Annotated in this window: 13 protein-coding genes; 10 read left to right on the top strand and 3 right to left on the bottom strand. The window is 71.7% G+C overall.

From position 1 onward, the window contains the following. The first annotated feature begins 42 nt into the window (after positions 1–42). The 5 genes from ADL05_RS23815 (at position 43) to ADL05_RS23795 (ending at position 2866) form a co-directional block, all read left to right on the top strand. Positions 43–1017, top strand: coding sequence for an ABC transporter ATP-binding protein (locus ADL05_RS23815; protein WP_053619234.1), 975 nt, complete (start codon positions 43–45; stop codon positions 1015–1017). Beyond that, positions 1014–1865, top strand: coding sequence for an ABC transporter permease (locus ADL05_RS23810; RefSeq protein WP_053619233.1), 852 nt, complete (start codon positions 1014–1016; stop codon positions 1863–1865). The genes ADL05_RS23815 and ADL05_RS23810 overlap by 4 nt, the downstream gene beginning before the upstream one ends. Beyond that, positions 1855–2136, top strand: coding sequence for a helix-turn-helix transcriptional regulator (locus tag ADL05_RS23805; RefSeq protein ID WP_053619232.1), 282 nt, complete (start codon positions 1855–1857; stop codon positions 2134–2136). The genes ADL05_RS23810 and ADL05_RS23805 overlap by 11 nt, the downstream gene beginning before the upstream one ends. A gap of 86 nt (positions 2137–2222) precedes the next feature. Beyond that, positions 2223–2480: a type II toxin-antitoxin system Phd/YefM family antitoxin gene (locus ADL05_RS23800; RefSeq protein ID WP_053619231.1), complete on the top strand. Its 258-nt coding sequence runs from the start codon at positions 2223–2225 to the stop codon at positions 2478–2480. Further along, entirely contained in the window at positions 2465–2866 is a 402-nt protein-coding gene (locus ADL05_RS23795) for a type II toxin-antitoxin system VapC family toxin (protein WP_053619230.1), read from the top strand. Before ADL05_RS23800 ends, ADL05_RS23795 begins: the two co-directional genes overlap by 16 nt. Before the next feature lie 4 nt (positions 2867–2870). On the opposite strand, the gene ADL05_RS23790 is transcribed toward ADL05_RS23795, so the two are convergent. Further along, entirely contained in the window at positions 2871–3533 is a 663-nt protein-coding gene (locus ADL05_RS23790; protein ID WP_053619229.1) for a class II aldolase/adducin family protein, read from the bottom strand. A 329-nt stretch (positions 3534–3862) separates the two neighbouring features. Between ADL05_RS23790 and ADL05_RS23785 the strand changes: the two genes are divergently transcribed. From ADL05_RS23785 to ADL05_RS23765, 5 genes are all read left to right on the top strand, one after another. After that, the gene (locus ADL05_RS23785) at positions 3863–5389 is read left to right on the top strand and encodes an aldehyde dehydrogenase family protein (protein ID WP_053619228.1); all 1527 of its coding nucleotides are present in this window, start codon (positions 3863–3865) and stop codon (positions 5387–5389) included. 272 nt (positions 5390–5661) lie between these two features. Then, complete coding sequence (locus tag ADL05_RS23780; RefSeq protein ID WP_053619227.1) at positions 5662–7230, top strand: GMC family oxidoreductase; 1569 nt, start codon at positions 5662–5664, stop codon at positions 7228–7230. Then, positions 7227–8483, top strand: a complete 1257-nt coding sequence (locus ADL05_RS23775; RefSeq protein ID WP_082376823.1) for a glycine betaine/L-proline ABC transporter ATP-binding protein — start codon at positions 7227–7229, stop codon at positions 8481–8483. The genes ADL05_RS23780 and ADL05_RS23775 overlap by 4 nt, the downstream gene beginning before the upstream one ends. After that, positions 8476–10449, top strand: coding sequence for an ABC transporter permease subunit (locus tag ADL05_RS23770; protein ID WP_053619226.1), 1974 nt, complete (start codon positions 8476–8478; stop codon positions 10447–10449). The genes ADL05_RS23775 and ADL05_RS23770 overlap by 8 nt, the downstream gene beginning before the upstream one ends. 145 nt (positions 10450–10594) lie before the next feature. Beyond that, positions 10595–11581 carry an ABC transporter substrate-binding protein gene (locus tag ADL05_RS23765; RefSeq protein ID WP_053619225.1) on the top strand — a complete coding sequence of 329 codons (987 nt, stop codon included), beginning with the start codon at positions 10595–10597 and terminating at the stop codon, positions 11579–11581. Positions 11582–11686: 105 nt separating this feature from the next. Here ADL05_RS23765 and ADL05_RS23760 read toward each other — a convergent pair whose 3' ends face one another. Further along, positions 11687–13282 (bottom strand): alpha/beta hydrolase, encoded by a 1596-nt coding sequence (locus ADL05_RS23760; RefSeq protein ID WP_053619224.1) that lies wholly within the window; start codon positions 13280–13282, stop codon positions 11687–11689. Positions 13283–13321: 39 nt separating this feature from the next. Continuing rightward, positions 13322–13561: a hypothetical protein gene (locus ADL05_RS23755; protein WP_053619223.1), complete on the bottom strand. Its 240-nt coding sequence runs from the start codon at positions 13559–13561 to the stop codon at positions 13322–13324. Between the last annotated feature and the right edge of the window lie 126 nt (positions 13562–13687).

Genomic DNA, 13687 nt, shown 5'->3' with positions numbered 1-13687 from the left:
ATCGATCGCAGTACAGGGACGATCAATGGAGGGAGTCCTGTGATGAGTGCTCCGACCGGGGAGGTGTCGCGGGCGGCGGCGCAGGCGTCGGGTGAGCCCGCCGACGCCGTGGTCCGGGTCAGCGGTCTGCGGATGAACTACGGCACAGCCGAGGTGCTCCGGGGTGTCGACTTCACCGCCCGCCGGGGCGAGGTGATCGCGCTCCTCGGCCCGAACGGCGCGGGCAAGACCACGACCATCGAGATCCTCGAAGGGTTCCGGAAGCGCTCGGCGGGCACGGTCGACGTGCTCGGCTCCGATCCCGAACGCGGAGGTGAGGACTGGCGCGCCCGACTCGGCGTGGTCCTGCAGACCTGGCGCGACCACGGCGGGTGGCGGGTCCGCGACCTCCTGAGCCACTTCGGCCGCTTCTACGCGCCCTACTCCACCCGGGACCGCGCCCGCCCCCACGACACCGACGCCCTCCTGGAGCGTGTCGGCCTCTCCGACCAGGCGGGCACGAAGATCACCAAGCTCTCCGGCGGGCAGCGCCGCCGCCTGGACGTGGCGATCGGCGTGGTCGGTCGTCCGGAGGTGCTCTTCCTCGACGAGCCCACCGCCGGGTTCGACCCCCAGGCGCGCCGGAGCTTCCACGAACTCGTCCACGACATCGTCGACACGGACGACACCGCGGTGCTGCTCACCACGCACGACCTCGACGAGGCGGAGAAGCTCGCCGACCGGATCCTCATCCTCGCGGGCGGCACCATCGTCGCCGACGGCAGCGTGGAGCAGCTGTCCGCGCTCGTCGAGCGGGAGAGCGAGGTCTCCTGGCGGGTCGGCGGCCAGCGCCACGTCCACGTCACCGGCGCCCCGGCCCGCCACGTGGCCGAACTGTACGCCGCGCTCGGCGACGACCTGGCCGACCTGCGGGTCGTCCGGCCCTCCCTGGAGGACGTCTACCTCGACATGGTCGCGCGGTACGAGTCCGGCGAGACGGAGACGGCCGCGCACGAGTTCGTGAAGGAGATCCGATGAACCCCGCCGTCAACGCGGTCCGAGCCGGCCTGTCCCGTGGGCTGCTGGAGTTCCGCGGCTCGTTCGCCAGCCCGATGGAGCTGTTCGGCTACTTCTACATGCCGGTCCTGTTCGTCGTCCTCGGCACGTTCATGTCCAGGGGGCGGGTGGAGGAGGCCGACACCACCTACGGCGCGGTGACCTACACCGGCGGTGTGGTCTTCACCCTCGTGATGGCGGGCCTGCTGACCGTGGCCCAGGTGCTGGCCGCCGAGCGCGAGAACGGCACGCTCCTGCGGGCCAAGACCCTGCCGCACGGCATGCTCGGCTACACCGTCGCCAAGGTCGTCCACATCGTGGGGATCGTGCTGACCTCGCTGGCCCTCATGGTCGTGCCCGGCCTGTTCCTGGTCGAGGGCTTCGACCCTCCGAGCTGGGGCGCGGCGGCCACCCTCGTCTGGGTCTGCGTGCTGGGCGCGCTCGCCCTGGCCCCGTTCGGGGCGATCGCCGGCTCCCTCATCTCCAACCCGAGGTTCGTGGGGCTTCTGATGGTGCCGATCGTCTTCCTGCTGATGGGTTCCGGCATCCTTTTCCCGCTGGACTTCCTGCCCGACTGGGTGGGGACGGCCGCCCTGTTCCTCCCGATCTACTGGATGGGGCTCGGCGTGCGCGCGGGGGCGCTGCCCGACGACTACGCGGCCCTGGAGATGGCCGGATCGTGGCAGCTGCCCCAGGTCGCCGGGGTTCTGGCACTGTGGGCGGTGGTCGGATTCCTCGTGGCGCCGTGGGTGCTGCGGCGGATGGCCCGTCGGGAGTCGGGGTCGCGCGTCCAGGCGGCCAGGGAAAAGGCGATGAAGCGTGCCTACTGAGAACAAGAGCAACGGATCCGGACGCCGCGCCAAGGCGTCGGCGGGCGGATCCGAGGTGATCTACAACCGCATCGCGGTGCTGCGCGCCGAGCGGGGGGTGTCGCGCCGCGCGCTGGCCGAGGCCCTGGGGGTCCACTACCAGACCGTCGGCTACCTGGAGCGGGGCGAGTACAGCCCCAGCCTGCACCTGGCGATGCGGATCGCCCGCTACTTCGAGGTGCCGGTGGAGGTCGTCTTCTCCACCGAACCCTTCCCCCGCATCGGCCAGTAGCCCACCCGACTGCACGGCCAGGGAAGGAGTTCCGCGTTTCCCAGGCGACCCTGGTGGAAATCTGATAGTCAGATATCATGGTATGTATGCGAACGATCACCGCGACCGAGGCTGCGAGGAAGTTCTCGGATCTCCTGGACGCGATCGAGAACGGCGAGCGCGTGACCATCACGAGGGGAAAGTCGCCCGTCGCCGAGATCGGCCCGGCTCGTCGCCGCACCGGCGCGGACCTGCGTGCGGCGCTTGAAGGCATCACGCCGCCTGACGACAGGTTCGAGAGCGACATCAACGAAGCGTTGGCCTTTCTCACGAACGAGGAGGCCGACCCGTGGGCCGACGCCTGATCCTGGACACCAACGTCCTCATCTCCTACGAACGCGGGGCGATCGACAGGTCCGCCTTCGACGAGGACGACCTGTCGGTCGCGGCGATCACGATCGCGGAGTACCGAGTCGGCGTCGAGATGGCGGACACCGCTGCACGGGCGGCCGAACGTTCCAGGGCACTGGCCGCGATCACGGAAAACGTGGAGGTCCTGGAGTACACGGAAGCGACGGCGGCTCATCACGCGGCACTGATCGCCCAAACCAGGCGCGGCGGAATCCCCAGGGGAAAGCATGACCTCATCATCGCCGCGCACGCGGCGCAGACCGGGCGCACGGTCGTGAGTCGTGACGCCAAGGCCCGGTTCGGGGATCTGCCCGGGGTCCTGGCTACCGAGGTCGACTAGCCGGTCACCAGATGTCCGGGCCCGCCCAGCCGTAGGTGTCGCGGTGGCGGATCCTGGCCAGCTCGTCCTCGGACAGCGCCCGGGGCTCCCCGATCTGGCGCGCCCGCAGGTAGGCGGCGCTCAGCCAGTCCAGCAGCCGCAGGTTCTCCAGCGCGTGCTCCAGCCCGTGCCCCAGCGCGAGGCCGCCGTGTCCGGCGAGCAGGGCGGCGTCGCGGCCCTTGAGCGCCTTGACCGCGTGGTCGGCGATCTCGCCGGTGCCGTAGAGCGTGTAGGGGGTGACGGTGATCGCACCGCCCAGGGCGGCCGCGCGGTGGTGGATCGGGGGCAGCTCGGCCAGGACCGACGACACCGCGACGGTGTCGGCGGTGAAGGCGTTGACGACCGCGGTGACCGCGTCGTCGTGGTCGGCGGCCCGGCGGTGCACGGCCAGGTGCAGGGTGGCCTCGGCGGCCGGGTCGCGGCGCCCCTCCAGGACACGGTCGTCCAGCGACATCACCGGGCAGTCCGCGGCCTGGAGCTGGTCGAGCGGGACGCCGTGCGGGGTGACGACCACCAGGTCGCCGCTGCGGACGCTGACGGTTCCCGATTCCCCGGGGGCGGTTCCGGTATGGGCGGCGAGGGCACGGGCGGTCAGGCAGACGTCGCGTCGTTCCTGTTCAAGCAGCATGCGCTTCCTCGAGGGTGCGCCGGTGCGGTGGCGCGGTCCTGGGGCGGGCGGGTCCGTGGCCGCCCGTGATCCGGGCGAATCCACTTAGGTACACCTAAATGTACGTCAAACTCTTGGCCTGGTCTTCCCCAGGCCCGCGATTGGTCCGTGAGGACCCCGGCTCACGCGCGTAGATGTGGTGATGCTGTGCACACGTGACTCACGCCACGGGTTCACCTGCCCCCAGAGCGTGGTTTTTACTGCTCAGACGGGCTTGTGGGAGCCTTGGGGCGAAAGTGTCGTATGAGACGAGGCAGTTTGTGACCACCGATCTTGGGCAAACCGGACCCGTGAACCAGCCCGACGTATCCCTACCCACCGTGCCCTACCTGTCCGAACCGGGCGCGTCCGAGGCCACGAGCCTCTACATCGACGGCCAGTGGCGAGCCGCCCACAACGGCCGTGTCAGGGAGATCCTGAACCCGGCCGACGCCTCCGTCCTCACCATCGTGAGCGAGGGGGGACGCCCCGACACCGAGGCCGCCATCGCCGCCGCGCGACGCGCCTTCGACACCGGGGAGTGGCGCCGGACCGCCGCCGACGAGCGCGGCCGCGTCCTCGACCGCATCGCCGACCTCCTCCAGCGCGACCGCGAGGAGATCTCGGTCATGGAGTCGCTGGACACCGGCAAGACGATCGAGGAGGGCGGCATCGACGTCGACGACGTCACCAACGTCTTCCGCTACTACGCCGGACTCGCCGACAAGGACGCCGGCCGTGTCGTGTCCGCGCCCGAGGGCGTGCACAGCAAGGTCGTGTACGAGCCCGTCGGCGTCTGCGGCATGATCACGCCCTGGAACTACCCGCTGCTCCAGCTCGCCTGGAAGATGGCCCCGGCCATCGCGGCCGGCAACACCATGGTGATCAAGCCCAGCGAGATCACCCCGGTCACCACCTGCAAGCTGGTCGAGCTGGCCACCGAGGCCGGGATCCCCGCTGGCGTGGTGAACCTGGTCCTGGGCAGCGGCCCCGACGCCGGCGCCCCGCTCTCGGAGCACCGCGACGTGGACCTGGTCTCCTTCACCGGCGGCCTGGCCACCGGGCGCCGCATCATGGCCTCGGCCGCGGAGACCGTCAAGACCGTCGCGCTGGAGCTCGGCGGCAAGAACCCGAACATCATCTTCCCGGACGTGGACCTGGACACCGCCGTGGACTACGCGCTCAGTGCCGCGTTCTTCCACTCCGGCCAGGTCTGCTCGGCGGGCGCCCGGCTGATCGTGCACAACGACATCCACGACGCCTTCACCACCGAACTCGCCCGCCGGGCCGAGGCCATCCGCATCGGCCGCGGCCAGGACGAGGGCGTGCGCTGCGGACCGCTGGTCTCGGCCGAGCACCGCGCCAAGGTGGAGGCCGCCGTCGCCCGCGGTGTCGAGGAGGGCGCCCGGATCATCGCCGGCGGCAAGCGCCCGGACGACCCCGAGCTCGCCCGCGGCTACTTCTACCGGCCCACCGTGTTCGTGGACTGCGACCGGTCCATGGACATCGTCCAGACCGAGGTCTTCGGCCCGGTCGTGACCGTGGAGCGGTTCGAGACCGAGGCCCAGGCGATCGAGCTGGGCAACGACACCGACTACGGGCTCTCCGGCGGCGTGTGGACGAACGACACCGGGCGCGGCGAGCGCGTCGCCGCCGCCCTGCGCCACGGCACGATCTGGGTCAACGACTACGGCCCGTACTTCCCCGGCGCCGAGTGGGGCGGCTACGGCCGCAGCGGCATCGGACGCGAGCTGGGGTTCGCCGGCCTGGACGAGTACCGCGAGGCCAAGCACGTCTACCGCAACCTGGCCCCCGAACCCCAGCGCTGGTTCGGCTAGGGCGTGTGGCGGACACCCGCGCCGTTCACGACGGGCAGCACCCGCCACGCACTCCCTGGCCGCCACGCGATCGCGCCGCTCCGGGCCGGACGCCCGGGCGGCGCGCGCGACGAGAGCGGCGCGCGGTGCCGCGGCGCATCCGCCCGATCGGCGGACGCGCCGCGGTGCCCGCGACCGCTCACGCACCGCACGCGCACACACACCAGAACACAGCAGAGGTCGGTTTCCCCCCGGGCTATCCCCCGACTCAGCGACAACGAGAGGAACAGGCCGTGTCCGACACCCGGACCACCTACGACTACGTCATCGTGGGTGGTGGCACAGCGGGCTCCGTCATCGCCAACCGGCTGACGGAGGACCCCGGCACCACCGTGTGCCTCATCGAGGGCGGTCCCGACGACCGCGACCACGAGAACGTCCTCCAGCTGCGCGAGTGGCTGAGCGTGCTGGACAGCGACCTCGACTACGGCTACACCACCGTCGAACAGCCGCGCGGCAACTCGCACATCCTGCACTCGCGCGCCCGCGTGCTCGGCGGCTGTTCGTCGCACAACACGCTCATCAGCTTCCGGCCGTTCGCCGAGGACCTGGACGACTGGGTCGCCGCGGGCGCCGAGGGCTGGGACAACGCCACCGTCCAGTCCTACGCCGACCGGATCAAGTGCAACATCGTGCCGGTCGCGGAGAAGGACCGCAACGCCATGGTCAAGGACTGGGTGGCCTCGGCCGCCGAGGCGGCCGGCGTCCCGGTCGTGGCGGACTTCAACGCCCTGACCTCGCACGGCGGAGGCTTCTCGGGCGGCGCGGGCTTCCTCTCCATCGCCTACGACCCCTACACCGGGCACCGGTCCTCGGCCTCGGTCGCCTACCTCCACCCGATCATGGGCGTGCGCGAGAACCTCACGGTCATGCTGGAGACGTGGGTGGACCGGATCGAGTTCGACGGCGACCGCGCCACCGGGGTCAGCGCCACGACCAGGGACGGCGAGCGCGTCACGGTCGGCGCCCGGCGCGAGGTCGTGCTGTCCGCGGGCGCGGTCGACAGCCCCCGCCTGCTCATGCTCTCCGGGGTGGGCAACGCCGAGGAGCTGCGCGAGGTGGGCATCGAGGCCCGCCACGACCTGCCCGGCGTCGGAGAGAACCTCCTGGACCACCCCGAGTCCATCATCATGTGGGAGACCGACCGGCCGGTGCCGCGGGAGACCGTGATGGACTCCGACGCGGCGCTGTTCGTCCGCCGCCACGACGGCGACCCGCGCCCGGACCTGATGTTCCACATCTACCAGATCCCCTTCGACGACAACACGAAGCGGCTGGGCTACGAGTCGCCGGAGGACGGCTACGCGGTCTGCATGACGCCGAACATCCCCCGGTCCCGCTCACGCGGCAAGCTCTACCTCACCAGCGGCGACCCCCAGGCCAAGCCCGCGCTGGACTTCCGCTACTTCACCGACCCCGACGGCTACGACGAGCAGACCATCGTGGACGGGCTGAAGATCGCCCGCGAGGTGGCCGCGACCGAGCCGTTCCGCTCGTGGATCAAGCGCGAGGTCGCGCCCGGACCCGGGGTCCGGTCCGACGAGGAGCTGTCGGAGTACGGCCGCCGCGCCGCGCACACCGTCTACCACCCGGCGGGCACCTGCCGGATGGGCGCCGCGGAGGACGACGGCGCCGTCGTGGACCCCCGCCTGCGCGTGCGCGGGCTGCGGGGGCTGCGCGTGGCCGACGCCTCGGTGTTCCCCACCCTGCCCACCCCCAACCCCATGGTGATGGTGCTCGCGCTCGGTGAGCGCGCGGCCGACCTGATCCGTGAGGACCACCTCCAGGAGTCCACCAGATGAGCACACAGACCGCCAGGGAACCGGAGTCCCTCGAAGGCGGCACCGACGTCACCTTCTCCGTCCGGGGCCTGTGGAAGATCTTCGGGAGGAACGCCGACAAGGTCATCGGCACCGAGCTGGAGACCGCCGACCGGGACCGGATCAAGGAGGAGACCGGCTGCACCGTGGCCGTGCGCGACGTGTCCTTCGACGTCCGCCCCGGCGAGATCTTCGTCGTCATGGGCCTGTCCGGGTCCGGCAAGTCGACCCTGATCCGCTGCCTGAGCCGCCTCATCGAGCCGACCGCCGGGCAGGTCCTGCTCGACGGCGAGGACATCGGTGCGGCGGGGCAGCAGCGCCTGCGCGAGCTTCGCCGCCACAAGATGGCCATGGTCTTCCAGCACTTCGGACTGCTGCCGAACCGGCGCATCGTCGACAACGTGGCCTACGGGCTGGAGGTGCGCGGCATGGGCCGCGCCGAGCGCTACGCCCGCGCGGGCGAGATGATCGACATGGTCGGCCTGTCGGGCTACGAGAACGCGCGGCCCGGCGAGCTGAGCGGCGGCATGCAGCAGCGGGTCGGCCTGGCCCGCGCGCTGGCCGTCGACCCCGAGGTGCTGATGTTCGACGAGCCGTTCAGCGCGCTCGACCCGCTGATCCGCCGCGACATGCAGGCCGAGGTCTCCCGGCTCCAGCGCGAGCTGAACAAGACGTCGGTGTTCATCACCCACGACCTCCAGGAGGCCCTGAAGCTGGGCGACCGCATCGCCATCATGCGCGACGGCGAACTCGTCCAGGTCGGCACCCCGGAGGAGGTGGTGGGCCGCCCGGCCAACGCCTACGTCGCCGACTTCACCTCCGACGTGGCGCGCACGACCGTGCTGACCGCGCGGTGGCTGGTGCGCGACGCCTACCCCGGGGAACGCACGGACGGCCCGGTCACCGAGCCGGGCACGGTCCTGGCGGAGGTCCTGCCGATGCTCGCGGCGAGCACCGCCCCCGTGCGGGTCGTGGAGGGCGACACCCTCCTCGGCTACGTGGGCCGCGACGACGTGCTGCGCGCCATCGCCGAGGACCAGCTGTCCGAGAACGCGGTGGCCGTGGCCATCGAGGAGACCGTCGGGGAGCTGTCGGAGGAGTCCACCGACCCCGCCGAGCGCGCCGCCGACGGGGACACGGGCCCCCAGGGGGGCGAGGCGCGCGGGAGCACCCCGGGCGCCCCCTCGAACCCCACCGGCCACGGTGGTCCCGCCCCGACCGGGAACGGTGGGTGACATGGCCGCGCTGACCCGACCCGCCACCGGCGGGTCCGGAGGAGTCGGAGGGGCCGCGGGGCCCCGTCAGCCCAGCGTGCTCGCCAACCCCTGGGTGCGGGCACTGGCCGTGATCGCGGTGTTCGTGGCCGGGTACGGGCTGTTCCGGTACCTGGGCTCCCCCGCCTGGGCGGGACCGTTCCCGACCGGCATCGGCGACCGCTTCATGGCCTGGCTCGACGGCGTCTACGCCTGGATCGTCGAGAACCGCAACGACAGCCCGCTGTTCCTGTACGGCTTCAACTACGTCTCCGTGGGCCTGGGCTCCGCGGTCGTCCTCATCAACCGGGTCCTGGACCTGCTCACCTGGGCCGGAGTCACGGTCATCGGCGTTCTCGGCGCCTGGCGCGTCGCCGGATGGCGGGTGGCACTGCTGGTGCTGGCCACCTTCGCGGTGTTCGCGCTGACCGGCCTGTGGGACGAGTCGATGACCACGCTGGCCCTGATCATCACCTCGGTGCTCATCGCGCTGGTGTTCGGCGTCCCGCTGGGCATCCTGGCCGGCCGCAGCGAGGCGTTCCACCGGGGAATCCGCCCGGTCCTGGACTTCATGCAGATCATGCCCGCGTTCGCCTACCTGCTGCCGTTCGTGCTGCTGTTCGGCATCGGCAACCCTGCGGCGGCCGTGGTGACGGCGGTCTACGCGATCCCGCCCGCGGTGCGCATCACCGCGCTCGGCATCCGCGAGGTCCCCAAGGGCGCGGTGGAGGCGACGACGTCGCTCGGCTCGACGCCCTGGCAGGTCCTCACCAAGGTGCAGCTGCCGATGGCCAAGCGCACCATCCTGCTGGGCGTCAACCAGACCATCATGCTGGCCGTCTCCATGGTCGTCATCGCGTCGGTCATCGGCGCGGGCGGTCTGGGCGACGCGATCTACCAGGCGCTGTCCAAGGTCAACGTCGGCGAGGCCTTCCAGGCCGGTCTGGCGATCGTCATGCTGGCGATCGCGATGGACCGGGTGACGGGCGCCGTCGGCCACGGGGCGCGCACCCCCCACATCCCCCCGCGGTTCAGGCTGCCCGTGCTGGGGACGGGGCTGGTCGCGGTGATCGTCGTGGTCACCGCGGCGCGGGCCGTGGGCGCGGGCGGCTGGCCGCGCGAGTTGTCCGTGGACATCAGCGCGCCGGTCAACGCCTTCTACGAGGCCGTGCAGGCGGGGATCGGGACCTACACCGCCGCCCTGTCCGAATGGACGCTCGACTGGGTCCTCACCCCGCTCAGCGCGCTGTTGACCGGGTCGCCCTGGTGGCTGGTGGTCGTCGTGGCCGCGGCTCTGGGCTGGACCCTCGCCGGATGGCGGGCGGGGCTCGTCTCGGGGGCGTCGTTCGTGGTCATCGGTCTCCTGGGCGTGTGGGTCAACGCGATGGACACGCTGTCGCAGGTGCTCGTGGCGTCGGCGGTCACCCTCGCGCTGGGCGTGGCGGTCGGCGTGCTGATGTCGCGCAGCGACGTGTTCGCGATGCTCCTGCGGCCGGTCCTGGACGCCATGCAGACCCTGCCGCCGTTCGTGTACCTCATCCCGGCGGTCGCGCTGTTCACCATCGGCCGCGTCCCCGCGCTGGTGGCCGCGGTCATCTTCGCGCTCCCGCCGGTCATCCGGCTGGTCAACGACGGGATCCGCGGGGTCCCGGCGGCGACCAAGGAGGCGGCGCTGTCGCAGGGCTCCACCAAGTGGCAGCTGCTCAGCAAGGTGGAGCTGCCGATGGCCCGCGGCTCGCTGCTGCTGGCCGTCAACCAGGGGATCATCCTGGTGCTGTCCATGGTCGTCATGGGCGCGCTGGTCGGCGCCGGATCGCTCGGCTTCGACGTGGTGTTCGGGCTGGCGCAGAACGAACTCGGCCTGGGTCTGGCCTCCGGCCTGGCGATCGTGTGCCTGGGCCTGTTCCTGGACCGTGTGACACAGGGAAGGAGGGCACCCCGTGCCTAGGTTCATGAGGAAGGGTGCCCTAGGGCATGTTCCGCGGATACTCGCCCTACTGCGCGGCGCCCCAGCGGCACTCTCGCGGCGTTCTCATCAGTCGACAGCCAAACCCGGGCTGACTTCCTCTTCGGCCTTGCGAGAGCACCACTGGATGCGCCGCTCGCGACGGGCGGCATCCACGGAACACGCCCTGGTCCGGCTGCTGGCGGTCGGACTGGCACTGATGATGGTCAGCGCGTGCGCGGTGCGCACGGACCAGATCGCGCGGGACCCGAACACCGTACGGATCGCCCTGAACGGGTGGGTCGGCTACGAGGCCAGCGCCGAGGTGTTGGCGTACGTCCTGCGTGAGGAGATGGGCTACGAGGTCCAGCTCATGCGGGTGTCCGAGCAGCCGTCGTGGCAGGCCCTGGACCAGGGCGTGCTGGACGTCATCGTGGAGAACTGGGGTCACGAGGACCTCATGGAGCTCTACGGCCCCGAGGGCAACGGCACCGTGGTCGACGGCGGCCCCAACGGCAACGAGGGGGTGATCGGCTGGTACGTGCCCGCCTACATGGAGGAGGAGTACCCGGAGATCACCACCGTGGAGGGGCTCAAGGAGCACACGGACCTGTTCCGGACCGCCGAGACCGGCGACCAGGGCGAGTTCCTGGGCGGCGCGCCCGGGTTCGTCACCCAGGACCAGGGGATGATCGACGCGTTCGACCTGGACCTGGAGATCGTCTACGCGGGTTCCGAGGCCTCACAGATCACCGAGGTCCGGCGGCGGTACGCCAACGAGGAGCCGGTGCTCTTCTACTTCTACGACCCGCAGTGGCTCCAGGAGGAGCTGGACCTGGTCCGGGTGGACTTCCCGGACTACGAGGAGGGGTGCGCCGACGACCCGTCCGAGGTTCCCTGCGACTACCCGGCCTACGAGCTGAACAAGATCTTCCGGGCCGGGTTCGCGGAGACGGGCGACCCCGCCTACCAGTTCCTCGACAACTGGACGTGGACCAACGCGGACCAGAACCGGGTGGCGCAGATGATCGCCGACGAGGGCATGGACCCGACGGACGCGGCCGAGGTCTGGGTGGAGGAGAACCCGGACGTGTGGCGGCCGTGGATCCCGAAGGACGTCGAGCCCGCGGGCTGATCCGGATCCGTCCGGCCGGTGCCGGGTCGGGGACTCCGGTCCCCGGCCCGGCACCGCGCGTCGGGCCGTGTCCGGCGGAGGCCGCCGGGGCGAGGGCTCCGCTGTTCACCGTCCGGGGGGTCCGGGTTCCGGCTCCACAAGGAGGGGAGGAGCCGAGAACGGCGTCGACAGGGGCACGCCCCAGTCACGGAAGGCCGGGCAGTCCAGCCCGGGATCGCCGTCCAGGAAGCGGTTGACCTCGACGTAGTAGCCCCCCGTGGTGGCCAGGTAGGGATGCGGGGCGCGCAGGGGACAGGCGTTGCGGTCCACCGGCAGACGCCGGCCGGACGGCATGAGCGGCAGATCCGTGGCCGAGGTGATGCTCAGTGAGCGGGTGTCCTCCGGCAGGGGCGTACCCATGATCCGAGCGGGGGCCCGCGTCGTGCCCAGCAGCTCGTACCCGGCCGGGGAACGGGGGGCGAAGGTGAAGTCCACCGCCCGGCTGAGCGGTACGAGCAGGTGCAGCAGGTCCGACGCGGGGCGTCCCGGACCGGGTGCGCCGGGCGGCCGGTACCCGCCCGTGCTCTCCTGGAAGGGGCCGACCAGGACCAGCACGTCCACGCGCGGCGCCGCTCCGGTGGCCACGGCCTCCCACGCGACCCACGCGCCCTGGGAGTGCCCCGCCACCACCAGCGGGCGCGGCAGATCCGCCGTCTGCTCCGCGAACGCCGCCACCAGCTCCTCCATCGGCCGCTCCGTGTCCGCAGCGGTATAGGGGGCACCGGTGCGGATGGGACACCGCGCGAGCCCCTGTGGCTGCCCGTCGCCCGCGCCCGCGTAGGAGAAGTAGTACGTACTCGCGCAGTCGTAGCCGAGCAGGTCGGTGCGGCTGCGGAAGATGTCCCCCATGCCCGAGTGCGAGTCGATCCCCGACATCAGCATGATCGACCCCTCCCGCGGCACCGCCGCCTCGGGCTCCGCCTCCGTGCGCGAGCCCACCCACACCCAGGCCACCAGGACGAGCACCGCCGCGGCCGCCGCCAGCCGGCGCCGGCCGCCGGGGCGGGCCGGGCGCGACAGCGCGGTGGCGGCGGCCCCGGTGGCGAGCGCCGAGACGGGGACGAGCGCGACCGCCAGTTGCGGGAACAGGTGGGCGAGCGCCCCGATCGCCACCACGGCCGCGCCGTAGGGCACGAGCACCTCGACGCGCAGCCCGGCACGCCACGCTCGTGCGGCACCGTCCCGCAGGCGGGCCCGGCCGTCGCCCCGAACGGACCAGGGTACGGCGGCGCCCAGGACGAAGAGGACCGCGACCGCCGCCAGCGCGCCCCAGTACAGGCGGGAGTACAGGAGGGCCCCGGCGATGTACACGGATTCGGCGGCGAGCAGCGTCGGAGGCAGGAGAATCCCGTAGAACACGGCGGCGAGCACGACACGGTCGCGGGTGAGCCCGCCCGTCATGAGCGCCAGAACCACCACGCGCACGGCGAGCACCGCCGCCAGCAGGAACCCGAAGGACACCGGCCCGGTCGTGGTGGTGAGCAGGACGCGCAGGTCACCGAAGAGGTCGAGCGGCGGCAGGGCCACCAGGTGCACCAGTCCCGGCCAGGTCGGCAGGACGCCGGTCGCCGCGAGGACGGTGACCGCGGCGGTGAGCGGCACCAGGGGCAGCCACCGGGCCCACGCGCCCGTGGTCCGGCGGTCCGCCACAGGTGCGGACATGTCCCCCGCCGGCGATCCGATGCTCGTCCCGGGCCGGCCTCAGCGCCCCCGTTGCTCGTAGCGCAGCCGACGGCTCACCCAGTAGGCGTTCACGCACGAGGCCAGGAAGCCCGCCCCCAACAGGACGGCCAGCCAGATCTCCTCGGTCCAGACCAGCGCGGCGATCGTGCCGCCCAGCAGGATCAGCGCGCCGAACACCGCCAGCACCATGCGGAACCCGAGGGCGCTCGCCGGCCGGTCGTGGCTGCCCAGCGGCCCCTTCAACCTGCCCCGTCGCATGTCGCCCGCCTCCTTCGCGTCTTCCTCCGGTCCTACCGCTCCTCCGTGTCCTTTCCCCTACCCGCCCCGCCCGGCCTCGACGGCGACAGACAAGGGAGAAAGTGTGTCTGCCAGTTCGTACTCTTT

Source organism: Nocardiopsis sp. NRRL B-16309, from assembly GCF_001279585.1.
Lineage (GTDB): Bacteria > Actinomycetota > Actinomycetes > Streptosporangiales > Streptosporangiaceae > Nocardiopsis.
Note: the sequence above shows the minus strand (reverse complement) of the source record. Positions and strands in the feature narration are given on the sequence as shown.

Coding starts and splice junctions, on each gene's coding strand:
- ADL05_RS23815 (WP_053619234.1), top strand. CDS start 43: ATGAGTGCTCCGACCGGGGAGGTGTCGCGGGCGGCGGCGCAGGCGTCG.
- ADL05_RS23810 (WP_053619233.1), top strand. CDS start 1,014: ATGAACCCCGCCGTCAACGCGGTCCGAGCCGGCCTGTCCCGTGGGCTG.
- ADL05_RS23800 (WP_053619231.1), top strand. CDS start 2,223: ATGCGAACGATCACCGCGACCGAGGCTGCGAGGAAGTTCTCGGATCTC.
- ADL05_RS23790 (WP_053619229.1), bottom strand. CDS start 3,533: ATGCTGCTTGAACAGGAACGACGCGACGTCTGCCTGACCGCCCGTGCC.
- ADL05_RS23775 (WP_082376823.1), top strand. CDS start 7,227: ATGAGCACACAGACCGCCAGGGAACCGGAGTCCCTCGAAGGCGGCACC.
- ADL05_RS23765 (WP_053619225.1), top strand. CDS start 10,595: ATGCGCCGCTCGCGACGGGCGGCATCCACGGAACACGCCCTGGTCCGG.
- ADL05_RS23760 (WP_053619224.1), bottom strand. CDS start 13,282: ATGTCCGCACCTGTGGCGGACCGCCGGACCACGGGCGCGTGGGCCCGG.
- ADL05_RS23755 (WP_053619223.1), bottom strand. CDS start 13,561: ATGCGACGGGGCAGGTTGAAGGGGCCGCTGGGCAGCCACGACCGGCCG.